The 24,185-nt window shown below is 66.3% G+C and carries 22 protein-coding genes, 2 tRNA genes and 1 other RNA gene; 12 read left to right on the plus strand and 13 right to left on the minus strand.

The window, feature by feature from the left end; all coding sequences use genetic code 11:
• The first annotated feature begins 32 nt into the window (after window positions 1-32).
• Window positions 33-245, plus strand: a complete 213-nt coding sequence (locus tag CKJ85_RS10760; protein ID WP_095275245.1) for a CsbD family protein — start codon at window positions 33-35, stop codon at window positions 243-245.
• A gap of 50 nt (window positions 246-295) precedes the next feature.
• Window positions 296-383 (plus strand) — tRNA-Ser (locus tag CKJ85_RS10765).
• A 127-nt stretch (window positions 384-510) separates the two neighbouring features.
• On the opposite strand, the gene CKJ85_RS11925 is transcribed toward CKJ85_RS10765, so the two are convergent.
• A complete protein-coding gene (locus CKJ85_RS11925) occupies window positions 511-804 on the minus strand; it encodes a hypothetical protein (protein ID WP_109561210.1) in 294 nt (97 codons plus the stop codon).
• Between the two features lie 379 nt (window positions 805-1,183).
• On the opposite strand from CKJ85_RS11925, the gene CKJ85_RS10770 reads away from it, so the two are divergent.
• Window positions 1,184-3,610 (plus strand): MMPL family transporter, encoded by a 2,427-nt coding sequence (locus CKJ85_RS10770; RefSeq protein ID WP_095554313.1) that lies wholly within the window; start codon window positions 1,184-1,186, stop codon window positions 3,608-3,610.
• On the plus strand, window positions 3,607-4,869 hold the full coding sequence (tgt, locus tag CKJ85_RS10775; protein ID WP_095554314.1) for a tRNA guanosine(34) transglycosylase Tgt: 1,263 nt from the start codon (window positions 3,607-3,609) through the stop codon (window positions 4,867-4,869). Before CKJ85_RS10770 ends, tgt begins: the two co-directional genes overlap by 4 nt.
• A gap of 220 nt (window positions 4,870-5,089) precedes the next feature.
• Here tgt and CKJ85_RS12045 read toward each other — a convergent pair whose 3' ends face one another.
• Complete coding sequence (locus CKJ85_RS12045) at window positions 5,090-5,434, minus strand: hypothetical protein (RefSeq protein ID WP_158221646.1); 345 nt, start codon at window positions 5,432-5,434, stop codon at window positions 5,090-5,092.
• Window positions 5,435-6,010: 576 nt separating this feature from the next.
• Here CKJ85_RS12045 and CKJ85_RS12410 point away from each other — a divergent pair.
• The gene (locus CKJ85_RS12410) at window positions 6,011-6,262 is read left to right on the plus strand and encodes a helix-turn-helix domain-containing protein (protein ID WP_369825041.1); all 252 of its coding nucleotides are present in this window, start codon (window positions 6,011-6,013) and stop codon (window positions 6,260-6,262) included.
• A gap of 16 nt (window positions 6,263-6,278) precedes the next feature.
• On the opposite strand, the gene CKJ85_RS10785 is transcribed toward CKJ85_RS12410, so the two are convergent.
• The 5 genes from CKJ85_RS10785 to CKJ85_RS10805 all read right to left on the minus strand — a co-directional run bounded on the left by CKJ85_RS10785 (window position 6,279) and on the right by CKJ85_RS10805 (window position 12,115).
• Entirely contained in the window at window positions 6,279-8,834 is a 2,556-nt protein-coding gene (locus tag CKJ85_RS10785) for an ABC transporter permease (protein ID WP_095554315.1), read from the minus strand.
• On the minus strand, window positions 8,835-9,566 hold the full coding sequence (locus tag CKJ85_RS10790) for an ABC transporter ATP-binding protein (protein WP_095554316.1): 732 nt from the start codon (window positions 9,564-9,566) through the stop codon (window positions 8,835-8,837).
• Window positions 9,567-9,581: 15 nt separating this feature from the next.
• The gene (locus tag CKJ85_RS10795; protein ID WP_095554317.1) at window positions 9,582-10,970 is read right to left on the minus strand and encodes a TetR/AcrR family transcriptional regulator; all 1,389 of its coding nucleotides are present in this window, start codon (window positions 10,968-10,970) and stop codon (window positions 9,582-9,584) included.
• A gap of 164 nt (window positions 10,971-11,134) precedes the next feature.
• Window positions 11,135-11,299 (minus strand): antitoxin, encoded by a 165-nt coding sequence (locus tag CKJ85_RS10800; protein ID WP_095275241.1) that lies wholly within the window; start codon window positions 11,297-11,299, stop codon window positions 11,135-11,137.
• 120 nt (window positions 11,300-11,419) lie between these two features.
• Entirely contained in the window at window positions 11,420-12,115 is a 696-nt protein-coding gene (locus CKJ85_RS10805; RefSeq protein WP_095554318.1) for a queuosine precursor transporter, read from the minus strand.
• Window positions 12,116-12,130: 15 nt separating this feature from the next.
• Here CKJ85_RS10805 and gluQRS point away from each other — a divergent pair, with 15 nt between their 5' ends.
• The gene (gene gluQRS / locus CKJ85_RS10810) at window positions 12,131-13,036 is read left to right on the plus strand and encodes a tRNA glutamyl-Q(34) synthetase GluQRS (protein ID WP_095554319.1); all 906 of its coding nucleotides are present in this window, start codon (window positions 12,131-12,133) and stop codon (window positions 13,034-13,036) included.
• Window positions 13,037-13,048: 12 nt separating this feature from the next.
• On the opposite strand, the gene CKJ85_RS10815 is transcribed toward gluQRS, so the two are convergent.
• Complete coding sequence (locus tag CKJ85_RS10815) at window positions 13,049-13,540, minus strand: ferritin (RefSeq protein WP_095275238.1); 492 nt, start codon at window positions 13,538-13,540, stop codon at window positions 13,049-13,051.
• Between the two features lie 281 nt (window positions 13,541-13,821).
• An RNA gene (gene ffs, locus CKJ85_RS10820) (signal recognition particle sRNA small type) lies at window positions 13,822-13,920 on the minus strand.
• A 149-nt stretch (window positions 13,921-14,069) separates the two neighbouring features.
• Here ffs and CKJ85_RS10825 point away from each other — a divergent pair.
• From CKJ85_RS10825 to recR, 6 genes are all read left to right on the plus strand, one after another.
• Window positions 14,070-14,158, plus strand: a tRNA-Ser gene (locus CKJ85_RS10825).
• A 106-nt stretch (window positions 14,159-14,264) separates the two neighbouring features.
• A complete protein-coding gene (locus CKJ85_RS10830; RefSeq protein WP_304441677.1) occupies window positions 14,265-15,560 on the plus strand; it encodes an aminotransferase class I/II-fold pyridoxal phosphate-dependent enzyme in 1,296 nt (431 codons plus the stop codon).
• Window positions 15,561-15,585: 25 nt separating this feature from the next.
• A complete protein-coding gene (locus CKJ85_RS10835) occupies window positions 15,586-16,092 on the plus strand; it encodes a suppressor of fused domain protein (protein ID WP_233127051.1) in 507 nt (168 codons plus the stop codon).
• An 11-nt stretch (window positions 16,093-16,103) separates the two neighbouring features.
• On the plus strand, window positions 16,104-18,356 hold the full coding sequence (locus CKJ85_RS10840) for a DNA polymerase III subunit gamma and tau (RefSeq protein WP_095554341.1): 2,253 nt from the start codon (window positions 16,104-16,106) through the stop codon (window positions 18,354-18,356).
• A 109-nt stretch (window positions 18,357-18,465) separates the two neighbouring features.
• On the plus strand, window positions 18,466-18,852 hold the full coding sequence (locus tag CKJ85_RS10845) for a YbaB/EbfC family nucleoid-associated protein (RefSeq protein ID WP_095275234.1): 387 nt from the start codon (window positions 18,466-18,468) through the stop codon (window positions 18,850-18,852).
• Between the two features lie 109 nt (window positions 18,853-18,961).
• Entirely contained in the window at window positions 18,962-19,588 is a 627-nt protein-coding gene (gene recR / locus CKJ85_RS10850; protein WP_095275233.1) for a recombination mediator RecR, read from the plus strand.
• Window positions 19,589-19,598: 10 nt separating this feature from the next.
• Here recR and CKJ85_RS10855 read toward each other — a convergent pair whose 3' ends face one another.
• From CKJ85_RS10855 to CKJ85_RS10870, 4 genes are read right to left on the minus strand one after another with little or no spacing between them, the layout of a single operon-like run.
• Window positions 19,599-20,303: a type 1 glutamine amidotransferase gene (locus CKJ85_RS10855; protein ID WP_095554321.1), complete on the minus strand. Its 705-nt coding sequence runs from the start codon at window positions 20,301-20,303 to the stop codon at window positions 19,599-19,601.
• Entirely contained in the window at window positions 20,296-21,573 is a 1,278-nt protein-coding gene (locus CKJ85_RS10860) for a MurT ligase domain-containing protein (RefSeq protein WP_095554322.1), read from the minus strand. The genes CKJ85_RS10855 and CKJ85_RS10860 overlap by 8 nt, the downstream gene beginning before the upstream one ends.
• Window positions 21,574-21,583: 10 nt before the next feature.
• On the minus strand, window positions 21,584-22,603 hold the full coding sequence (locus CKJ85_RS10865) for a DNA polymerase III subunit epsilon (protein WP_095554323.1): 1,020 nt from the start codon (window positions 22,601-22,603) through the stop codon (window positions 21,584-21,586).
• A gap of 47 nt (window positions 22,604-22,650) precedes the next feature.
• Window positions 22,651-23,991, minus strand: coding sequence for a hypothetical protein (locus CKJ85_RS10870; protein ID WP_095554324.1), 1,341 nt, complete (start codon window positions 23,989-23,991; stop codon window positions 22,651-22,653).
• Window positions 23,992-24,185 lie beyond the last annotated feature (194 nt).

Here is a 24,185-nt window from a genome sequence, read left to right on the forward strand (position 1 = left end):
TAGCAACAGACTCGACCGAAAAGGAGACCGTCATGGGTTTTGAGGACAAGGCAGACCAGCTCAAGGGCAAGGCCAAGGAGGCAGCCGGCGAGGTTACGGACAACGAAAGCCTGGAGAACGAGGGCAAGGCCGACCAGCTCAAGGGCGGCGTGCGCGAGAAGCTCGAGGACGCTGGCGACGCAGTGAAGGACAAGTTCAACGAGGTCGCTGGCAAGGTCCAGGACCGCGTCGACGGCGAGAAGTAAGCCGCGGGCGGATTTGGTCTCCGGCGCACCCTACCGTTATTCTGTTTCACGGTAGCGTGTCCGAGCGGCCGAAGGTGCTCGCCTCGAAAGCGAGTGAGGGTCAAACCTCCGCGGGTTCAAATCCCGCCGCTACCGCCAAAGAAAAGTGGCGCATCCCCGGATGTTGGGGGTGCGCCACTTTTTGCGTTCGTACCTGTTTGAGCCTCTAGACTTCAATCTAGAGAGGCTAACTATATTGGCCTTACAGCGGTTCCATATCTATAGACTATGCGAAGTTTCCATAGCCAGAAATTGTGCTCACCCATAAGAACGCTGATACGACGAAAAACGCGGCGAATGTGAAGGCAAAAGCACGCCATGATCGGTCGCTAAGCCGATCCTTTTTCAACATGTAGACAGACATGGCTAATACGCCCAACACCACCAATGAAGGTAGAGGTAGCCCATAGAAAACGAAAGGTATTGGAAGCCATGTGGACAGGAGCACTCCGCCATAAAGGGTTGCGAAGCCCAAGACAATTCCAAAAAGCACTTCCGGAATGATCGTTCTTTCTTTCACAACAAATTCCTTACCAATCAGTTTATCTTGATCAGACCACCGTTCTTAGCCTGCGCATGACATTCATTGATGGCGCCTGAAGCGTCCTGGGTTTAGTTCCTACCTCTGCTAAGGAAGGATTGGCACTATACCCAGAGAGTATTCTGCCGAGCTCAAAGAGATGGCGGTCCATTGCCACTACCTGTACAAACAAAAGAGCCTGTTTGACGAGATCCCCGTGACGAGATCCGCGGTCCCTTTTCCCGCATCTTCGTCAACCAGTCCTCGTCAACTGAGTTGTGACCCCTTTGGCCCAGCGGGCCCGACCACTATGATTGGCCGAGTACTTGAAACGTACGCAAGACCTCTCTTTCCCAACACCCGAAGGGCCGTGTGATCTGTGGCGAAGCTCCTCTTCCGGCTAGGACGATGGTCCTACCTGCGCAAATGGCGGGTGATCGTGGCGTGGCTGCTCATCCTCGGCGCGACCGCGGCGGGCGCACTCTCGCTGATGCGGCCGTTTACCTCCGAGTTTTCCATCTCCGGCACACCCGCCATCTCCGCGCTGGACACGTTGGAGGAGAACTTCCCCGGGGAGGGCAACGTGGCCACCGCGCCGGGCGTCAACCTGGTGTTCGCCGCGCCCGACGGCCAGTCGCTGGACAGCCCGGAATACATGCGGGCGATGGACGACACGGTCGGCTACATCGAGGACAACCTCGAGGGGCTGAGCGGCACTGACCGCTTTGGCAACCCGGTCGAGGTCAACCGCGAGCTGCAGGACATGATCGTCACCCAGATGACGGACATGGGCCTGCCGGAAGAGACGGCGAAGGCGGACGCGCACAACCTGCGCACGGTCTCGGACGACGGCCGGATCGGCTACACCACCTTCGAGTTCGGGGCCGAGTCCTCCATGACGGTGGAGCAGGTAGACCGCGACGTGGTGAACCAGGCGATGCAGATCGGCCGCGACGCCGGCCTGGAGGTGGAGGCCGGCGGCGCCGGCTTCGGCGACCCGATCGAGATCAACACCACCTCCGAGCTCATCGGCCTCGGCGTCGCCTTCCTGGTCCTGCTCATCACGTTTGGCTCCCTCGCGGCTTCCACGATCCCACTCATCACTGCGGTGGTGGGCGTGGGCATCGGCGCGCTCGCCATCGTGCTGACCACGCACTGGGTGGACCTGAACAACGTCACCCCGGTGCTCGCCGTGATGATCGGCCTGGCGGTGGGGATTGACTACGCCCTGTTCATCCTGTCCCGCTACCGCCAGGAGCGCAGGACGCTGCCCGGGCCCGACGCGGCCGGCATGGCGGTGGGCACCGCCGGGTCCTCCGTCGTGTTCGCGGGCACGACCGTGTTCGTCGCCCTCGTCGCGCTGGTGTTGGCGGGGATCGAGTTCCTCTCCTGGATGGGCCTCGCCGCCGCGCTGACGGTGCTGGTCTCCGTGCTCGTGGCGCTCACGCTCCTGCCCGCGCTGCTCGGCCTGTGGGGCGACCGCGCGTTCGCGGGCCGCATCCCGGGCGTGGCCGGCCAGCCCGGCCCAGGGAAGCGCCCCGCGAAAGATTTGGACGAAAAGTCCATGGGCCGCACCTGGGTCAACTTCGTGCGGAAGTTCCCGGCCGTGGTCATGGCGTGCGTGGTCCTGGGCCTGGGCGCGCTGGCTTCACCGGTGCTGGACTTGGAGATGGCGCTGCCGTCGGATAGCACCTCGAACCTCGACACCACCCAGCGCAAGTCGGCGGAGCTCATGGCGGAAGGCTTCGGACCTGGCGTGAACGCGCCGTTCCTCGTCGTGGTGGACGCGCACGCGGCGAACCCAGACTCGGAGATCTTGCGGCCGTACATGGACGCGATCCCGGACGAGCAGGGCGGCGACGCTGAGAAGGCGGCGCTTGCTTCCTTCCTCTACGCCGTCGGCGAGGCCGGCACGGTCAGCGGCATCCAGCACGCGCAGCTCATCGGTGTCAACGACGACATGACCGCGGCGCAGATGGTGGCCTACCCGCAGGGCGGCCCGGAGGAGGAGTACACGCTCGAGGTCGCGCACGGCCTGCGCGAGACCCTGCACCAGGTCGAGGACGCCACCGGCGTGACCATTGGCCTGACGGGGCTCACGGCGGTGCAGATGGACATCACCGAGGAGCTCAGCGGCGCGATGCCGCTCTACCTGGCGATCGTGGTTGGGCTGGCGATCCTGCTGCTCATGATCGTGTTCCGCTCCATCCTCGTGCCCGTGGTCGCGGGCCTGGGCTTCCTGCTCTCGGTCGGCGCGGCCTTCGGCGTCACGGTCCTGTTCTGGCAGGAGGGCTTCCTGGGCCTGGTCAACACGCCGACCCCGATTCTGTCCTTCCTGCCAATCTTTCTTATCGGCGTCACCTTCGGTCTGGCCATGGACTACCAGGTCTTCCTGGTCACGCGCATCCGCGAGCACTACCTCAAGCTGCGCCGCGAGGGCGACCCCGACGCGGAAATCCACGCCGTCCAGCACTCCACCGTCGACGGCTTCGCGCAGGGCGCGCGCGTGGTCACGGCAGCCGCGATCATCATGATCGCCGTCTTCGTGGCCTTCATCAACCAGCCGCTCCCATTCATCCAGATCTTCGGCTTTGCGCTCGGCGTCGCAGTGCTTTTCGACGCTTTCTTCGTCCGGATGGCACTCGTCCCGGCCACCATGTTCATCCTCGGTCGTTCGACCTGGTGGATGCCCCGCTGGCTCGACCGGATCCTGCCGCACGTGGACGTGGAGGGCACCGGCCTGGAGCGCGAGTTTGAAGACCACCGCACCCACCCCGACACTGCAGAACTGGAGCCCGCCCGATGAACCCCACACACACCGATCTTTCCTACACCGTCGGCACTGAGCTCGAGCCCGCGCCGGGCCGCCACGGCCGCACGGGCACGATCCACACTCCGCACGGCGACATCCAGACGCCCGCGTTCATCCCCGTGGCCACGAAGGCGACGGTGAAGACGCTGACCCCGGAGCAGATCCACCAGACCGGCGCCCAGGCCATCCTGTCCAACGCCTACCACCTGTACCTGCAGCCGGGCCCGGACATCGTCGACGAGGCGGGCGGCGTGGCCGCGTTTGAGCACTGGGACGGGCCGACCTACACCGACTCCGGCGGCTTCCAGGTGATGAGCCTGGGCGTCGGCTTCAAGAAGGTGCTGGCGATGGACATCGCGGACCTGGACGAGAGCGACATCCGCGCAGCCAACAAGGACCGCATGGCGCGTGTCGACGACGACGGCGTCGACTTTAAGTCCGTCATCGACGGCTCCTCGCACCGCTTCACCCCTGAGGTGAGCATGCAGATCCAGCACCAGCTGGGCGCGGACATCATGTTCGCCTTCGACGAGCTGACCACCCTGGTGGACACCCGCGACTACCAGGAGCACTCCGTGGAGCGCACCCGCCGCTGGGCGAAGCGCTGCTTGGACGAGCACGACCGCCTCACTCTGGCGCGCGAGGGCAAGCCGCTGCAGTCGCTGTGGGGCGTGGTGCAGGGCGCGCAGTACGAAGACCTGCGCCGATCCGCGGTGCGGGGCCTGCTAGACCTGGACCGTGAGGCCCGAGAGGAGGGTAAGCGCGGGTTCGGCGGATTCGGCATCGGCGGTGCGCTGGAAAAGGAGAACCTGGGCACTATCGTCGGCTGGGTCACCGACGAGTTACCCGCCGACAAGCCCCGCCACCTGCTTGGCATCTCCGAGCCGGACGACATCTTCACCGCCGTGGAGGCGGGCGCGGACACCTTCGACTGCGTCGCGCCGACCCGCCTGGGGCGCCGCGGCGGCGTGTACACCCTGGACGGGCGCATGAACCTCACCGCGGCCCGGTTCAAGCGCGACTTCGCCGGCGTGGACGAGGAGTTCGGCGGCTACGTCTCGCAGAACTACTCCCGCGCGTACATTCACCACCTGCTCAAGGCGAAGGAGTTCCTGGCGGGCACGCTGTGCACCATGCACAACCTGGAGTTCATGATCCGGCTGGTGGACAACATTCGCGCCGCCATCGACGCCGGCGAGTACGAGGCGTACCGCGACGAGTTCATGGGGCGCTACTACGCCAAGCAGCGATAGACCAAGACAATTTCGCGGGGGGGCGATGTGGGAGAGCACACGGCAGTGGAAAATTGAGATCTACGACGGTGGAAATTTTTCCAGGTTTTTCGACCGCATAGGGGATGCAGAACGCGCAGTCGTACAGGCCGCGATCGAGCATGTTTTGAGGCGAAAAGGTATTGATATTTGTGCGGGAGAGTGGGGGAAACCTTGGACATGGACTATACGAGCCTAATGTTCACAGCTTTTTCATTCCCCATTCCCGTCCCCCACGATCAGCATCAGGAGAGGGGGGAGCGTAGCAATGGGAAATCTTTGAAGCGTGAAAGTAGTCCGTGAACGGCTTTTGCTCAAGATGCACGCATTCCTCAGAGTCCCATTCGAACGATGCCAATTCATGCCAGACCTCAAATTGTAGCCGCAAACAATGCAGATCCTTAAGGCCAAAAAAGCTGCATAGCTCTGAAATCGTAAACTCCGCAACGACTTCATCTTTGTACAGCTTAATCCGAACAACATGATGGTCAACGTCTACCGGTTCGCCACCCTCTAGGTTCCAGAGTGGGGCTTTTAACAATTTCATTAGAGCCTCCTTAATTAGACTCCCCTGTAAAGTCTCCCTGGCACCGTTCCAAGTTAAAGGAATGGGGATGGTGGTGCCACGTTATATCCAGCTCAACCTCTTGTGGCCAACACACTTCACTCACGTTCCCTTTCAATTGGGGTACGCCCCAGAGTTACATGTGATGTGCTGGCATGAATGAAACACGGCGAGTAGGAAGTCTAATTCAACCCCAACTTCTGCGGCCCGAGAATTTGGCTATCTCTCTGTTCGCACTATTTATTCCTCATTTTCCACGACTTGCAATGCGTTTTGCAGACCATCGATAAGCTGGTAAGAGCGCAGTCCGTGAATGGCTAAAGTTACTAATAGGAGAACAAAGCTCCAACTATTCTGGGAAAATGAAAGTATTAGTACGCCACAGATTTCGTGCTGCACTGAACCATCGGCGGGTGGAAAGGCGACGTTGACGATATGTGTTAAAACACATAGACCTGTGGATGTTCATAGCTGCAGGGGAGGTGCGGGTAATGCCCACAACGAAGTACGAAGAATTCATGAAGCCGTACAAAGAGCAAGCTTCGGTTGAAGCGAGGCGTGTGCACGAGGCGGCCGGAGATCGCAGCGCGTGACGCGATCGGCGCGACGCTAGCTGCCGCGCGTCAAAACAGGCGTCTTTCCCAGCAAGCGGTGGCCGACGGTGCCGGGATTCCGCAAGCCGAGTTTAGCCGGATCGAAAACGGGCTAGGGAACCCCACGGTTGATACTCTGCTTAAGATTCTCACCACGCTGGACTTGCAAATGACCCTGGAGTCGTCCTCCGTCTCTGTCTATAACCAGGGGAAATGAACTTTTTGCCGAAAAGTTAGTCGGCGATCGCGTCCAGCGGCGGGGTGGACGCGGCGCGCCGGGCGGGCCATAGCGCAGCCAGCGCGCCAACGATCACGGAGCCGCCCAAGACGGTGGCGATGAGACGGCCGGGGATGATGATCGTCGATAAGCCTTGGCTCTCCAGCACGGTCAGGAACGCCCAGCCGAGCCCCAGCCCGAGCAGGACGCCGAGGGCGGCACCGAAGACGGACATTTGCACCGACTCGAGCGTGATCATGGTGCGGATCTGGCGCCGCTGGGTGCCTACCGCGCGGAGCATGCCGATCTCCTGGCGGCGTTCGATCACCGAGAGCGTGAGCGTGTTGATGATGCCGAGGACGGCGATGATTACCGCCAGGGAGAGCAGCGCGTAGAGGATGAACAGCATCTGATCGATCAGCGTGGCGGCCTCGCCCGCGACGTCCTCGGCGGAGCGGACCTGCACTACGATGTCGTGGCGCACTGCGTCCTCCAGGTTCGAGCGCAGTTGCGTCTGGTCCACGGTGCCGTCGCCGCTTACGCCCACCATGAGGATGGTTTCCGCCTTCCACGTGGCCACCTGGGCGGCCGCCTCGCCGGAGACGACGAAGGTTTGCAGAATGTTGGAGTCCTCGAACAGGCCGCCCACGGTGACTTCGACGGTGTCGGTGGACACCCCGGGTGCTGCGAGCTCGAGGGGGTCGCCGACGTGCCAGCCGCGCTGCGCGGCGATTTCGGTAGGCGCGATGAGCGTGTTGCCGGACAGGTCGGCGGACCCTTCCACCATGTTGAGCTGCAGCAGGTCGGCGGTGTTGCCGTCGATCACGTCGGTGGCACCTGCGGGGCCGAGCTGATGGCCGTATTCGCCGTCGACGGTGACTGGGGCCTGGCTGTAGCTGGTCACGGTGCCGACGCCCGGTGTTTCGGCGAGCCGGTCCGGCAGGTCGCTGGGCACAGGGAACGAGCCGAGCTCCGGGCCGTAGAGGACGTAGTCTGCGCTGACCTCGCTCTTAGCTACGTCGTCGACGGAGTGCTTCATCGTCGCGCCGAGCATGCCAATCACCGTGACCAGGGCGATGCCCAGCATGAGCGCGAAGGCGGTGGTGGCGGTGCGTCGCGGGTTGCGGTGCGTGTTCGTGGACGCAAGCTTGCCGACGGCACCGAACGGCAGCCCGATGGCCCGTCCAAACGGCGGCACCACCGGCAGGCTGAGCGCCGGGCCGGCGAGGAACAGGCCGGTGATCGCGGCGAGCGCGGCTGCGCCTACCAGCGCGGCACGCCGCCCCGTCGAGCCGTCGTCCCACGCCATGCCCGCGGCGGCCGCGCTCACGCCGACGACGATGAGCAGCATGCCGCCGATGGTGCGCCACTTCAGCGGCTGCCGCGTGGCGGACTCGCTCGCGCGCATCGCCTCGACCGGGCGGACCTGTCCGGCGCGTCGTGCCGGCGCGAGCGCGGAGAGGACCGTCACGATGGTGCCCACGACGAGCGGTGTGGCGACGGCTTGCCAGGTTAGTCCTACGCCGGCGTCGGGAAGTTCCATGCCATTGGCGCGCATGGCGACCTTGATCGCAGCGACGAGTCCCACCCCGCCTGCGACGCCGAGTGCGGAGCCAATCACGCCTACCAGCGCGGACTCCAGTGCGACCGAGCGGGTGATTTGGCCCTTGGTTGCGCCGAGCGCGCGCAGGAGCGCGAACTCCTTGGTGCGCTGCGCCACGATCATCGAGAATGTGTTGGCGATGAGGAAGGTGCCCACAAGCAGTCCGACCAGCGCGAACGCGATGAGGAAGTAGCTGACAAAGCTTAAGGCTTCGCGGATTTTCGCGCTCGTGTCGTCCGCCACCGATTGGCCCGTGGCGATTTCCAGCTCGGGGTGCGCCGCATGCAGCTTCTCGACGATCGCGTCGTCCCCAACACCGTCCGCGGCGGCAACCGTGAGCGCGGGCACCGTGTCGCCGCGTGTGTAGAACTCGGTGTACGTCTCCGGGCTCACGCGGAAGAGGAGGGAGGATTTCTGCGCGAGCTCGTTGTCATAGAAGCCGGTGACGGTGAGCTCGTTGCGCCCGTCGCGGTCGACGGCAATGAGTCGCTCACCGAGTTCGATGCCGTAGTTTTCGGCACCGTTGGCGTTGAGCACGACCTCGCCGATCGCGTCAGGGGCGCGGCCTTCGGTGAGCTCGGTGGGCGCACCGACTGCGTCGTCCGGCCCGTAATAGAGCCCCAGGCGGGACGCACCCATCTGCATCTGGATAGCCGTTTCATCCTCGTGTGCTGCAACGATGGACTTTTCGGCGAAAATATTGGTGCGCGCCACGTCCGGGTGCGCTGCAATCTCGTCGGCATCTTCCCGTGAGATGGAGCCCTGGCCCTCGCCGGGGCGCACCACCGCGTCTGTGCCGTCAAGGACCGTGCCCACCGCCGAGTCGAAGGTGGAGGAGAGCATGGAGGTAAACATCAACGCGCCGGAGAGAAACGCGGTGCCCAGCACAACGGAAAGTACCGTGAGTGCGAGCCGGAGCTTGTGGGCGGCCACGTTTCGCAGCGACACCGTTGCCATCGGGGAGGCCATCTATCCCTCCATGGCGGACATGACCCGCAGGATCGTGTCCATGTCTGGGCGCGCCAGCGAGTCGACGATGTTGCCGTCGCGCAGGAAAATCACGCGGTCGGCGTAGGAGGCGGCCCGGGCGTCGTGGGTGACAATCACCACGGTTTGGCCGTCGCGGTCTACGGAGGTGCGCAGGATGTCCAGGACCTCGGCGGAGGAGTTGGAGTCCAGGTTGCCGGTGGGCTCGTCGCCGAAGATGATGTCGGGCCGGGAGACGAGCGCGCGGGCACAGGCGACGCGCTGCTGCTGGCCGCCGGAAAGTTCGGCGGGACGATGCGTGAGGCGTTTGGTCAGCCCGAGGCGCTGGGTGATCTCGTCGAACCACGCGCGGTCGATGGTGCGGCCCGCGATGTTGGTAGGCAGCGTGATGTTCTCCGCCGCGGTGAGGGTGGGCACGAGGTTGAAGGATTGGAAGATGAACCCGAGGCGGTCGCGTCGTAAAGCGGTGAGTGCCTTGTCGCCCAGGGCGGAGAGGTCGGTCTCGCCGATGTAGGCGGAGCCGGAGGTGGCGGTGTCCAGGCCGGCCATGACGTGCATGAGGGTGGACTTGCCGGAGCCGGAGGGGCCCATGATGGCGGTGAACTCGTCGCGACGGAACTCCACGTTGACGCCGTCGAGGGCGGTCACCTGCGCCTCCCCCTGGCCGTAGGTTTTGACCAGGTCGACGGCGCGCGCTGCTGGCGGTGTGGCCACGGTATTACGCCGCTACTACTGCGGGCGCAGCTCGAGGACGTTGATCATGCCGCGGAGCAGGATGTCCATTACTCGGGAGGTAATGCGGTAGCAGAAGTCCTGGTTGTCGTAGGTGAGGACGCCGATGGTGGCGAGCTGTGAGACGCCGTGGATGGACGCCCACAGCGCCATCATCTGGGTGTAGAGCACCCAGGTGGAGCGCGGTCCGTCGGACTGCGAGATCGCGTCGCGCACGATGTTCATCAGGAAGGTGAACGCCTTGCCCATGTCGAAGGGCTGGGCGGTCCCGCCCTCGTCGTCGAAGGAGACGGGGACGATGGAGCGGCTGGCAATCTCGATGAGGGCGACGAATCCGACCGGGTCGGTCAGCGCGTACTGCAGGTAGCCGAAGCCGGTGGCCTTGATGTAGGTCAGGCCCGGCGAGCCTTCGGAGACGAAGCTGCTCTGGCGCAGGATCGTCTGGGTGTTGGCCTCGTCGAGGTGGACCTCAAGTTCGTGAAGGAGGGCCGCGTCGCCGTCGAAAAGCTGGCGCGCGGTACTCACCGGGAGGCCGGCTTGCTCGGCGGCGGCCTCCAGGGTCATCCCGTCGACGCTGCGGGCGACGACGACCTCGGCGGCGCCGCGGAACAGGGCTTCGCGCGCCTCGTCCATGGTGTCACGCGGCATGTCCTTGGCCTTGGTGGTAAACGGCTCGAGGAGCTCGCCCTTGACGTGCTCCGGCTCGAAGGCCAGGATGTGGCCCTCCTTGATCGTGTCAGCGAGGCCGGACAGCAGAGTCTGCAGCGCCGCCTGGAAGGTCTGCCGCTTCGCAGTGGGGGAGAGGTGGCGCATGATGCCAAACGTGGCCAGGTGGGCGAGGCCGTGTATCTCCGAGAGGACCGCCATGGTCTCGCGGAGGATGAGGGCGTTGTCCACCGGCATGCCCATCTCCTCGGTGAGCTCCACCAGCAGCCGGATAATGCGCGTCGTCGCCGGCGGGAAGGTGTCCAGGTCCGCGGCGTTGTCGATCTGCTCCTCAAAGCTGGGGAACTGGTGCGCTACCTTCGAGCGGCTGTACGCGGCGAAGTAGGTGGGGTTGTCCAGTGCCTGGTTGAAGTAACCGGTGGCGTTGGCGCGCAGCTTCTGCGTGAGCGACGCGTCAGCGGGCAGCTTTGTCAGCTCTTGGTCGACGAAGCCACGGAGGCGCTCGTCAAGGAACGCGCTGACCTCGCTATACAGATCTTCGTCGGAGCTGAAGAGTGTCTTCGCTTCATCGACGGTGATGCCTGCCAGGTCAGCGGCTGCCGGGATGGTCAGCGCGTCGCGGCCCCCGCGGCCGAGGAGGCGAGTGGCGTGGTCCAACAGGTGTAGCTTGACGGAACCTGTGCGGCCTGTGGACGAGGCGGGGTGTTGTTCTGCATTCACCCTCGCCAGTGTACCTCGTCTTCGACACCTGTCCCACCAAACCGCCGCTTCTCATTCAGTGTTTATGCACAACTTATGTGTAGCTTGGGTGACTAAAGTTTCTTCATAGAAAAACGGGCCGCGCCCCGGGAAGGGGTGCGGCCCGTCAATACGGGAACCGAGGGCTACTCGGAGCCGAGCTTGCCGTCGATAGCATCGCGAGCCTGGTCGACCTTGTCGGCCTTGTCCTCGCCGAGCTTGCCCTTGGCAGCGTCCGCAGCCTTGTCCAGGCCCTTGTCGGTAGCTTCCTCGGAGTTCAGTGCATCCTTTGCCTTGTCAAAAACGCCCATTGTGCTAAATCCTTTCGTTCGGGTATTTGCTAATCCGTGGCCCCTCTCGGAACCAGTGGCACCCAACGTAGCGACCAATTGCGGACGCGTCGACCAATCTGGCGGATTTTAAGAGAATTGTTACTTCGCCGTGAGGTCCGCGTGGCCAGCATTGCGCTTCTCGACGCCACGCACCCACGCAATCGTCGGGTAGGTAATGGGCAACAGCACGACCTCCAGCAGCGTCTTCCACAGGAAGCCGACCAGGACGTAGTTGATGAAGTCGCCCGCCGTGCTGATGCCGATCACGCTCGCCGCGATCGCGCAGAACAGGAGCGTGTCCACGAACTCGCCCACGACGGTGGAGCCGATCAGGCGCGCCCACAGGTTGCCCGTGCCAAGGCGGTCCTTCATCTTCTGCAGGACCCACGCGTTGGAGAGCTGGCCCACCACGTAGCCGGCCAGCGACGCCGCCACGATCTGCGGCACGAGACCCAGCACGGAGGCGAACGTGTCCTGGGCGTCGTAGAAGTCCGCAGCGGGGAGCCAGATGGCGATGTAGAAGGAGACGACCGCGAGGATGGCGATGCCAAAGCCGGTGAACACGGCGCGGCGGGCCGCCTTGAAGCCGTAGACCTCGGCGAGGACGTCGCCGATGACGTAGGAGAGTGGGAAGAGGAAGAACGCGCCGTCGGTAAGCAATGGCCCCAACGCCACGCCCTTCTGCGCGGTGATGTTGGAGATGAGGAACACCGCGCAGAAGACGGCGAGCAGGATCGGGTATGGGGAGCGGGAAACTGGGGTATTTGGGGTTGTCACGAATGAGTATTCAACCATAAGTAGGCTCGGGGCATGTCTGCTGGGAGATACGCGCCCTCGCCGAGCGGGGACCTGCACTTTGGCAACCTGCGCACCGCTGTGCTGGCGTGGCTCTTCGCTCGCCGCACCGGCCGTGACTTCTCCCTGCGCATCGAGGACATCGACTCGGAGCGTTCCAGCGCGGAATCGGCCGCGCGGCAGATCGAGGACCTCGAGGCGCTGGGCCTGGACTTCGACCCGCCGGTGACCTACCAGTCCGACAACGGGGAGCGCTACGCCGCCGCGCTGGCCACGCTGGACACCTACGAGTGCTACTGCACCCGCCGCGACATCCGCGAGGCCGCGAGCGCCCCGCACGCCCGGCCCGGCCTCTACCCGGGCACGTGCCGCGACCTTACCGAGGCCGAGCGCGAGGCGAAGCGGGCCGAGCTGGCCGAGCAGGGGCGGATGCCGGCGCTGCGGCTGCGCGCCGGGGTCACCGAGTGGGCTGTGCGCGACTTCTATGCCGGCGAGGTCGTCGGGCCGGTCGATGACGTCATCCTGCGCCGCGGCGGCAACCTCAACCAGGCCCAGGCGGGGGATTGGGCGTACAACCTCGCCGTGGTTGTGGACGACGGTGAGCAGGGCATCGACCAAGTCGTGCGCGGCGACGATCTCACGTTCTCTGCGCCCGCGCAGGCCTACCTGGCCCACCTGCTGGGCTACGAGCAGCCCGAGTACGTGCACGTGCCGCTGGTGGTCAACGGGGAGGGTCGAAGGTTGGCAAAGCGTGACGGGGCGGTGACGCTGCGGGAGATGACGCGCGAGCGGCCGGTGGAGGCGGTGGTGGGGGAGATTGCGGCGTCGATAGGCTGCCCCGGCGTGGACAGCGTCGGGGAGCTGCTGACACAGTTCGACCCAGGGGCGCTACCGCGCGAACCCTGGGTCTGGAGGGGCTGACTACTCCTCGCCTTAATTGTCGCCGCGCTGTGCGAGCTGCTCGTCGATGCGCAGCAGCCCCGCGCCGTCATTGCCAACGAGCTCCAGCTTGTCGATGATGCCCTGCGCGCTCGACTCCTCTTCAACCTGCTCGGAGAGGAACCAGTTAATGGTGTCGCGGGACTCCAGATCCCCCACCTCGTCGGCGACGCGGGCGATGTGGCGAATCTCTGCCGTCACCTTCTGCTCGTGCTCAAGCGAAGCCTTGAAGGCTTCGAGCAGGCTCGCGATCTTTGGCGCGTCGAGCTCGATGCTGGCGAGCACCACGCGCTGCCCGCGGTCCTGGAGGTGCTTGGTGAACTTGGCGGCGTGCTCCACTTCTTCCTGCGCCTGCGCGATGAACCAGGTGGCAGCGCCGTCGAAACCGAGCTCTGTCATCTCGTTGGCCAGGTGGCGGTACAGGTACGCGGCGAGGTACTCCTCGGTGACCTGGGCGTTCATGACGTCGTAAAGCTTTGCGTCCATGGTGATTGGGCCTTCCTTCTACGGGGCTGATGTCGTGTGGCCCAGCCTAGCCGAAAACGGCGTACGAGTGCTGTGCCGCTACGCCACCTCTCGAAGACCCCCGGCGTCTTCATCAAACGGGGCTGTTGCCTGCCGGGGTGTGGGGGCTTCCGGTGTTTTTGGCTAGATGACGAGCGCAGGATGACGAGGATGCGGACCACGTCTCGCATCTTCGTCAAGGGGTTCTCGTCAAACAGGTCAGAACTCGCCCCGGCGCCCCGCCAGGCGCACGGCCCCCGGCAAAAATAAGGGGACCCCACGCACCTGCCAGAGCTCGCTGACCCTTGCTGCGTTCCCGCCCTGGGGGAGTTCACAAGATAAGCACCGCGTGGGATCCTGCCCCACACTGTAGCCAACAATTCCCGCGAGCTCCAAACCCCGCCAGAGCCCAATGCCTATCGACGCCCCGCCACACCCCTTGCCCAGCGGTTTTGGACCGGGTAGACGCATGCGCTAAAGTATTGCCACGACGCTGTGAGCGTTACTCATTGGAGGATTCGACTAGCGGCCTATGTCACACGCCTGGAACGCGTGCGGGTAGCAATACCCTCGTGGGTTCAAATCCCACATCCTCCGCCAACTCACCGGCACCCCGCAATCACGCGAGGTGCCGGTTTTGCGTTGCTGGGCGATCGCAGCCCCGTTGTAAGATCGGAGCAAAACGTTATCGCCTACCCACGATTGGATGCGTGAATCGCACATGGGACACACTCCGCTGACAGACCACACCCCGGAGCAGCTCGCTGAGCTGGCGCAAGAGGTCCGCGCGCAGTACGCCGACCTGCAGGCGAAGGGCCTGAAGCTGGATCTGACGCGCGGCAAGCCGTCGTCCGAGCAGCTGGACTTTGGTAACGAGCTCCTGGAGCTGCCGGGCAAGGACCGCTTCACGGACAGCTCCGGCGGCGACGTGCGCAATTACGGCGGCGGCGTGGGCATCCCGGACATCCGCAACCTGTGGGCGGAGGTGCTCGGTGTGGACCCGAAGCTGGTCATCGCCGGCGATTCCTCCTCGCTGAACATCATGTTTGACCTGGTGTCCTTCTCCTACATGTTTGGCAACAATGACTCCGCGCGCCCGTGGAAGGACGAGGAGCACGTCAAGTGGATCTGCCCGGTGCCGGGGTACGACCGCCACTTCTCCATCACCGAGCTGTTCGGCTTCGAGATGGTCACCGTGCCGATGCGCGACGGCGGCCCGGACATGGACAAGGTCGAGGAGCTGGCGAAGGACCCGCAGGTCAAGGGTATGTGGACCGTGCCCGTCTTCAGCAACCCCACCGGCACGGTCTACTCGCGCGAGGTGATCGACCGCCTCGCCGCGATGGAGACGGCCGCGCCTGATTTCCGCATCGTGTGGGACAACGCCTATGCCGTCCACACGCTCACCGACGAGTTCCCGGAGAACCCGAACGTGCTGGAGATCGCCGCGGCCGAGGGCAACCCGAACCGCTTCTGGTACATGAGCTCCACGTCCAAGATCACACACGCGGGCTCGGGCGTGGCTTTCTTTGCCTCTTCGGAGGAGAACCTTGCCTGGTACACCAAGATCGCCGGGGTGCGTGGCATCGGTCCCAACAAGCGGAACCAGCTCGCGCACGCCATGTACTTCCACGACGCGGAGGGCGTGCGCGTGGTGATGCGCAAGCACGCCGGTTCGCTCGGTCCGAAGTTTGAGGCGGTCGAGCGCGCGCTGGAGGAGCGCCTGGGCGGCTACGGCATCGCGGAGTGGACCAGGCCGGAGGGCGGTTACTTCGTGTCCCTGGACGTGCCGGACGGCACCGCGACCCGCGTGTGGCAGCTGGCCAAGGAGGCCGGCATCAAGCTCACGCAGGCGGGCTCCCCGTTCCCGCTGCACGACGACCCGCACGACCGCACCCTGCGCCTCGCGCCGTCGCTGCCGCCGCTCGATGAGGTCGTCGAGGCGATGGACGGCGTCGCGCTGTGCGTCCTCCTCGCCGCCATCGAGCAGCGTGAGGCCTAACCAGGCTGCCGAGTGGCTTGGGTCGTTGCTACCTCCCGAGCCCATGCTTATCGACGCCCCACCCGCCCCCTTCCCCGCCCTCGCCGCCGAGGGGATCGCCGCCACCTGCGGGTTCTCCGAGGTGGATACCGGACTCGCCCTCGAATCTGAGACGGGTACGGATGTGCGGTGCGAGATGGTGGTGCACGCGGGCGTCGATAAGCAACTGCTCGGTGCCGCACTGGGTGCCGCCGCGACGATGGTCCTGGAGCTGGGCGTGCCCGCGCAGCCCGGGGTGCTGCTGGAGCACCTGCTTGACCGGGTGGACCTGCCGGCTGGGGTGAGTGTGCGGCACGGGTGGCTGCGCGAGCCGCGCCTGTTCGAGCAGGGCACGCCCCTGGTGCGCGAGCCCGGGCGCCTGACGCTTCTGCTGGAGCTGGTGGCGCTTACGGACGACGAGTTCGCCATCGCCTCGGAGCAAGGCGGGGCCGTGCTCGAGCGGCGGATGCGGCGGCGCGGGGCCGCAATGGCCGACTGGCACCGCGATGCCTAAACTTGGGCGGCGTGGCTCTCTACCGGAAATATCGTCCCGCGACCTTTGGTGAAGTAATTGGCCAAGAGCAGGTGACAGTCCCGCTGTCGACCGCCCTGGACAACGGGCGCATCAACCACGCCTACCTGTTTTCAGGCCCGCGCGGCTGCGGCAAGACCTCGTCGGCGCGCATCCTCGCGCGCTCCCTGAACTGCGTGGAGGGGCCGACGTCCACCCCGTGCGGGGTGTGCGACTCGTGCCGCTCGCTCGCGCCGGGCGGGTCCGGCAACCTGGACGTGATGGAGCTGGACGCGGCCTCGCACGGCGGCGTCGACGACATGCGCGACCTGCGCGAGCGCGCAATGTTCGCGCCGGCGGAGTCGCGCTACCGCGTCTTCATCATCGACGAGGCGCACATGATCTCCCAGTCCGGGAACAACGCGCTGCTGAAGATCGTGGAGGAGCCGCCGGAGCACCTCATATTCATCTTCGCTACCACCGAGCCGGAGAAGATGCTGGGCACGATCCGCTCCCGCACCCACAACTACCCGTTCCGCCTGCTCACCCCGCAGGCGATGCGCGAGCTGCTCGAGCGCGTCGTGGCTGAGGAGGGCGCGCAGGTGGAGGACACCGTCTACCCGCTGGTCATTCGCGCCGGTGGCGGTTCGCCGCGCGATACCCTGTCCGTGCTGGACCAGTTACTCTCCGGCGCGGGCCCCGACGGGCTCACCTACGATCTGGCGCTGCCGCTGCTTGGCGTGACGGACCTTTCGCTTCTCGACGCCGCCGTGGACGCCCTCGCCTCCCGCGATGCCTCCGCCATCTTCCACACCATCGACAACGTCATCGAGTCCGGCCACGAGCCGCGCCGCTTCGCCCTCGACCTCCTCGATCGGCTGCGCGATCTGCTCGTGGTCCGCACCGTCCCTGACGCGTTTGGGCAGGGGCTTGTCGACGCCCCCGTGGACCGCGCCGACATCCTCCGCGCAGAAGCCGAGCAGTTCAGCCCCGCGCAGCTCTCGGCCCTAGCCACCGAGGTCAACGACCGCATCCAGGATCTGCGCGGCGCGACCTCTCCGCGCCTGCTGCTTGAGGTCATGATGGCGCACCTGCTCACCATCGATGGTGGGGCTGGGGCTCCCGCTCCCGGTTCTGCCGCCCCGGCGCAGCGGCCAGCGTCCGGCGGCTCTGCTGGTGGTGGCGCTGGTGGCGGCGCTGCGGCTGCGGCGGCGGCCGCTGCGGCGGCTGCCGGTGGGCGAGGCCAGGTGCGCAGCAAGTCCACCCCGCCGCCGCAGCGTGCCCCGCGGCCGGAGCCGCAGCAGCGCGAGCAGGCGCCGCAGGAAACTCCTCCGCAGGAAAAGCCGCAGCCCACCCCGCCCGCGGAACCCGCCAGGCCGGCTGCGCCAGCCGAGCCCACGCCGCAGGAGCCAAAGCAGCAGAAGCCCGCGCCGCAGGAGCCTGCGGCTGCTCGGACCCAGGATTCCCAGGACCCTGACGAGCTGTTCGAGCGCGTCCACCGCGATTGGACGCGGCTGCGCCAGTCCGTTGGCGAGCGCAACAAGGTCGCGGAAATCATGCTCACGGAGGCGAAGCCCCTTGGCATGGATGGTCAGACCCTCGTGATCGGCCACAACACGGGCGCGCTTGCAGAGCGCATCAACGCGGACCGCAACAACGCCGACATCGTCGCTGTATTTGAGGAGAAACTTGGACGTCGCGTGCAGGTGCGCTGCGTAGTGGGCACCGACCCGTCCGCAGCGAACCTGCGACCGCGGGCGACGCCGCGCGCGGAGCAGGTGTGGAATCCGAACCAGGGGACCTCCTCGAACGAGCCGGCACCGGAGGAGCCTGCGGGGGCGCCGACAGCACAGAAGAGCCAGAAGAACCAGAAGAACCAAAAGAACCAAAAGAACACAGCCAACGACTGGAAGGCTGCCGCGCAGGCGGCGAGCCGGAAGGCTGCGGAAAAGGCGCAGCGCGAGCGCGACGAGATCCCGCTGCCGCCCGAGCCGATGGACGACGAGCCCGACTACGACCCGTACGCCGACGGCGACGGATTGCCGCAGGACCCGGCGCAGGCTCCGTCACAGTCACAGTCACAGACAGCTCCGGCGCCGCAGCAGCCCGAGCCGGCACCGCAGCCGGCCCCGGCGTACACGCGCGAGGACGAGGAGCGCGACATGGCTGAACAGGCGTTCTCGGAGGAGGGCACGATCGATCACCGCGACGCCACCGAAGTGGCCATGGAGCTGTTGAGTAAGGAGCTCGGCGCGAAGCCGATGTAGCCGTTCGCTGGTAGCAAGCAGGCGCGGAAGCCGGCGCGGGAACGGGTACACTAGGCCGGGAACGCACCGCCCCAGACGGGGGAAACAATACTGAGAAAGGTTGCACACCATGACCGAGCCGAACATGCCGAACGATATGCAGGACCTCATCCGCCAGGCGGCGGAGGTACAGGCGCAGCTGCAGCAGGCCCAGCAGGAGCTGCTGGCTACTGAGGTCACCGGTACCGCCGGCGGCGAGCTGGTGAAGGTCACCATGACCGGCGGCGCTGAGATCACCAACCTGGAGATCAAGAAGGAAGCGGTGGACCCGGAGGACGTCGAGTCCCTGCAGGACCTTATCCTCGCTGCGTACCGGGACGCGCACACCAAGGCCGGCGAGCTCGCGCAGGAGAAGATCGGCCCGCTGACCGGCGGCTCCGGCCTGGGCCAGCAGGGCGGCCCGACCGGCGGCCAGTCCGCTGGTGACGGCGAGATCCCGTTCGGCGGCATCATCTAAGCACCGCACCGTTTTTACGTCTGTAGCGCCTGGCCGTGGGGCCGGGCGCTTTGGCGTGTAGTACCCCCGCAAACCAAAGCAAATCAGGGCAAACCAAGGAGGCAATGCCATGTTTGAAGGCCCGCTGCAGGACCTAATCGACGAGTTCTCGCGCTTACCCGGCGTCGGCCCCAAATCCGCCCAGCGCATCGCCTTCCACCTGCTGAAGACGGAGCCGGAGGACATTGACCGGCTGCGCTCCGCGCTGGCTGCGGTGCGCGACGGCGTGACGTTCTGCCGGATCTGCAACAACGTCTCCCGCGACGAGGTGTGCCGTATCTGCGCCGACTCCGGCAGGGATGCCACCACGGTGTGCGTGGTGGAGGACGCCAAGGACATCCAGGTCATCGAGCGCACCGGCGAGTACAGCGGGCGCTACCACGTGCTCGGCGGGGCGCTAGACCCGCTGGCCAACGTCGGACCGAAGGACCTCGCCATCGCCCCGCTGCTCAAGCGCATCGGTGGGGTGCTGCCGGACCGCGACGGCGAGGATTCGCCGCAGGTCAGCGAGGTAATCCTGGCCACCGACCCAGACACCGAGGGCGAGGCGACCGCGTCCTATTTGGTGCGCTTGCTCAAGGACTTCCCGGAGCTGACCATTTCGCGCCTGGCGTCGGGTATGCCGCTGGGCGGCGACTTGGAATTCGTGGACGAGCTCACGCTGTCGCGCGCGCTTAGCGGCCGGTTGAAGCTGTAAGCGGGACCCGCTACTTCAGCCGCTCGGCGCGCAGCGCGTCCACCACGTCCAGCTTCAGGGGGGCGAGCTCCGCGGTGTCCACGCCGAGGGCGCGGGCGAGGAGGAGATCCGCCAGCTGCGGGTTCCGGGCCAGGACCGGGCCGTGCATGTAGGTGGCGATCACGCTGCCCTGGACCGCGCCCTCGACGGTGCTGTCCAGGTTGCCCACGCCACGCGTGACCCGGCCGAGTGGCTGGGCGTCCGGGCCGAGGACGGTGCCCCCCATGTGGTTTTCAAAGCCGGTGAGGGGCTCGGTGAGGAGGTCGGTCGCCGGGGTGGTGGTGACTTCGCCGATGGCGCGGGTGGAAAGGGGGGTGGTCGTGGCGTCGATAAGCGAAATGCCCTCGACCGAGCGACCAGCAGCGTTGAAGGAGTGGCCGAGGACCTGCAGGCCTGCGCAGATGGCCAGGATCGGGGTGCCGTTGTCGGCGGCTCGCTGCAGGCCTGGCGACGCCTTGAGTCGCTCCGCGGCGAGCACCTGTGCCGAGTCCTCGCCGCCGCCGAGCGTGTAGACGTCGCAGTCGGCGGTGATCTCGTCGGTGAGCAGGAAGGGGCGGATTGCCGCGTCGAGGCCGCGCATGCGGGCGCGCTGGCGCAGGACGAGCGCGTTGCCGTCGTCGCCGTAGGTGCCCAGGACGTCGGGCAGAATCAGGCCGATTGTCAGTTGCTTAGCCACGGTAATCCTCCTGCTTGGCCAGGTCCCGCTTCAGATCGCGGAACGCGGTGTAGTTTGCCAGCACCTCGACGCGCCCCGGCGGGCAGGCGCGGATCGCCTCAACCACGTCGTGGACCACCTCGTGCTCGATGCCCGCGTACAGCAGGCGCACCGCCAGGTCCGTGCCGCGCTCGCCGGCAGACTTCACCGCGATGCCGTCGAAGTCCTCAAACTTCACGTCCCACAGCCAGGACACGTCCGCGCCGTCGCCCTGCTGGGCGTTGACCGCGATGACCACGCCGTCCGCGTCGCGGTCCAACATGGTCAGGGCCTCCTGCCAGCCGGCCGGGTTCTTGGCCAGCAGCAGGCGCACCTCGTGCTCGCCGAGTGTGACCGTGGCGTAGCGGCCGGCCACGTTGTCCACGCCTTCCACGGCGCTTACGGCCTTGTCCAGCGGGACGTCGTAGGCCTCGACGGCCGCGGCGACGGCCTGGGCGGCGTTGCCGCGATTCGCGCGGCCGGGCAGCGTCAGGTGCATGGGCACCTGGCCGGACGGGGTGGAAAGGCCCTGCGCATCTACCGTGTAGGTGGGGGAGGGGCGGCGGAACTCGGTGCCGTCCGCGAGCTTCTCGGTGGCGTACCAGTCGCCCTCCGGGGTGCGCACGACGTAGCCGGGCCCGCGCGGGTTGGTCACCGAGTCATTGACCCAGCCCGCACCCGCGGACACCCACACCACGTTGGGGTGGTCCCACGCCACCGACGTCATGAGGACGTCGTCGCAGTTGGCCACCACCGTCATCTCGGGGCGCTTTTCCACACATGCGCGCAACGCCCGCTCGATCTTATTGATCTCGCCCACGCGGTCCAGCTGGTCGCGCGACAGGTTGAGCAGCACGAGCGCGTCCGCGTCCAGGCTCTCCGCCACGTGGGGGACGTGGAGCTCGTCCACCTCGAGGACGATGTTGGCGGCGTCGCCGCCCGCCATGAGGGCGGAGATGATGCCGGCGTCCATGTTGTCGCCGCCCTCGTTCGTGGCCACGGTGTACGTCGTGCGCAGCGCCTGGGCCAGCATGCGGGTCGTGGTGGACTTGCCGTTGGTGCCGGTGACCAGCACCGTGGGCCGCCCGCGGCCCAGGCCGTCCATAATGTTCGGGTCGATCGCGCCCGCGACCAGGCCGCCGATCATGCCGCCTGCGCCGCGCCCGGTGGCGCGGGAGGCGGTGGTGGCGAGCTTCGCCGCTGTGAGCGCGGCGTTCGTGCGGATGCGTGCAAGGCGTCCTCTCGGATTCATGCGCTCTACGTTAGTGCACGCGCTCTGCAGAACCCATCTGCTCCACGGCGGTGAGGAACTCCTCCCCGGTCAGCAGCGGGATGTCCTTGCGGTGCCCGTGCATCGCCTTCCCGCGGAGTTCGTCCGGCGACGCGCCCCTCGCCAGGGCGTCCGTGACCACCACGGAGCTCTCGCGGGTGAGCTTTTCGGTGTAGGTCAGGCCGGCGCGGACGGCGGCGTCGATAAGCGTGTCGGGCTCGAGCGCGATGTCGTCGGTGATCACAACCTCCATGCCCTTGCGCAGGCCGGTCTCCCGGGAGTACTTGCCGGGGTTATCCGCCGCAGCGCCGGCTTTCTCCGCGTCGACGCGCACGGTGGAGCGCTGCAGGCCGAAGCGGTCCGCGGCGAGCTCGTCCGGCGCGCGGCCCGGCACCTCGCCGTGCTCACGGAGCTGCATGTACATGGCCACCAGCTTGAGGGTCTGCTCGCGCGAGATCTCCGCCTCGGGGCGGGCGGCGCGCTCCGCGTTGGCCACCGGCGACTCGGAGGCCACGCCAATCAGGTCCGCGACGGCCCCGATGCGCAGGTCCGTGGGCACCACGCCTTGCCGACGCGCCGCGGCCAGCAGGTCCACGATCTGGGTGGGGTGCGGGACGTGGCCCACGCGCTGGCGGCGGCGCCCGTTGCGCTTCTTGCGCGAGCGGTTGGCGCGGGCGGCGGCGCTCATGGCGCGGCGCGCCTCGCTGACGATGAAGCCCCAGGTAGTGGGGGTGTCGAAGGTGACGAGCACGCGGTCGTCGAGAAGCTTGTCCAGCGACTTAAGGAAGCGGGTAAAGCGCGGGGCCTGGGCGACCTCGTGGGTGCTCAGGCCGTGGGTGTGGCGGGGGCCCGGGTCGCAACCGGGGTTGATGACGGCGTGGAATTCCTCGCCGACGCGGCCGCCGTCATCAAAGGTCACGGCATCGATGGTGAGGATCCGCCCGGTGGACGGGTGGATGCCCGTCGTCTGCGCGGAGAGCGCAACGTAGGGGTAGGACTCGTTCGATGTCATTGTTCACATAGTAGTCGGGCCGCGGGCGGTGAGGCCCGCGCCCTGGCCTACTGGTCCAGCACTGCCGGATCCTGCGGGTCCTCCACGGAGGCAACGACGGTGTCGTCGTAGCTCGTCGGCGAGATGCGCGCCGCGGCGCTGTTGCCACTGTTCCACTGGGTGCTGATGGCAATGACGCCCGCGATGGTCAGCAGGATCAGCAGCGTGCCCGCGGCGATGCAAGCCGGGTGGAGGCGGCTCGCCGCCGCCGGCTTCTTCTCCGTGTCCTCCGCGACCGCTGCGGCTGGCTGGTCCGGGGTTTGCTCCGCTGCGAGCGCGGCTGCTTCCGCGTCGTCGTCGGCGCGGAAGCGCGGGAAGCGGCGCCGGGGCTGATCGGGTTCCGTGACGGTCTCCTCGGGCTCGCCGATGAGCGTGGTGGACGCGGCCACGGCCCCCGCAGGTTCCTCAGCGTCGTTGGCGTCCTCAGCGTCTTTGGCCACCGTCGCCGCGGCGACCTCGCGCGACGCCGGGTCCACCTCGGGCTCCGTCGGCGCGGGCTCGTCCAGCAGCGGGGAGGGGGCTAGTGGGGTCGAGTCGCCGGTGAGCTCGCCCGACGCGAGGGAGGGGCGCCCGCAGGATGCCTCGTTGGGGGCGCCGACGGTGGCGAACTCCGGAATCCGCTGCGCCTCCGGCAGCGGGAGGAACGGCACCGGCGAAACTTCATTCGGGGTACCGGTCTCGTCCACCCCGCTGAGGTTGACGGTGAGCTCGACGCCGTTGGCGGTGGGCGCATGGTAGCCGCGCACGACCACGATGAGGCCGCGCTGCTCAAGGTTGCGCAGCGTCGGGGTGATCTCGGACGCGGTGCGCGGGTCAAGCGTGCCCACGCCGCCCTTGCCCAGGCAGGCGATGACGTCGCCGGCCTCGTCGAAGCCGAGGCGGACAAGTAAGCTCATCCGGTCATTCATGTCGCGCTCCGCAGCGTCCGGCAGGTAGGACACGACGCGGGGGCCGGTGCCGTCCAGCAGTGCCCAGGGCTCGGTCGGGGGCTCGTTGGCGGGGATGCACAGGCCCGGGCGGGGGAGGCGGAGGGTGAGGTTCACGGTGCCGCCAGCATGCGACTCGGCCCTTGCGGTGACCTCCGGCGTCAGGCCCGCCTCGGCGATGTGGGCGAGCTCCTGGTACTCCAGCGCGTCGTGCTCGGCCATCGCGCCCAGAATTTTGCCGTCAGCGGCGATGTAAAAGCCTGCGTCCTCGCCGCGCTGCAACAGAGTGACCTGGAAGTCGGCGTGCCCGTCGCGAGCATTCGCCAGGTAGTTGCGCACAAGCGCCTGATCCACATCGCAGGTAGGAATGCTTCGGACGGCGCCGATCCCGTGGTCAGGAACCACGTAGCTCGGGCTTTGCATGATCCTTCTCCACCTTACTGTTCGGATTGGAAATACGGGCGGGATGTTGTTGTGTCACGTTGCTCTTAGCTGGCAGCCTATCTCAGAGCGCGGTGATGTTCGACGTGCCGGGTGTCTCCCCAGTGCAGAACTTGCGCTGCGCTGCAACTGCCGGTTCTGGATCAAGTATATGTGTCGCCGTAATCGGGACGAAG

It is taken from the genome of Corynebacterium sp. NML 150383 (assembly GCF_002285085.1).
GTDB classification, from domain to species: Bacteria; Actinomycetota; Actinomycetes; order Mycobacteriales; family Mycobacteriaceae; genus Corynebacterium; species Corynebacterium gottingense.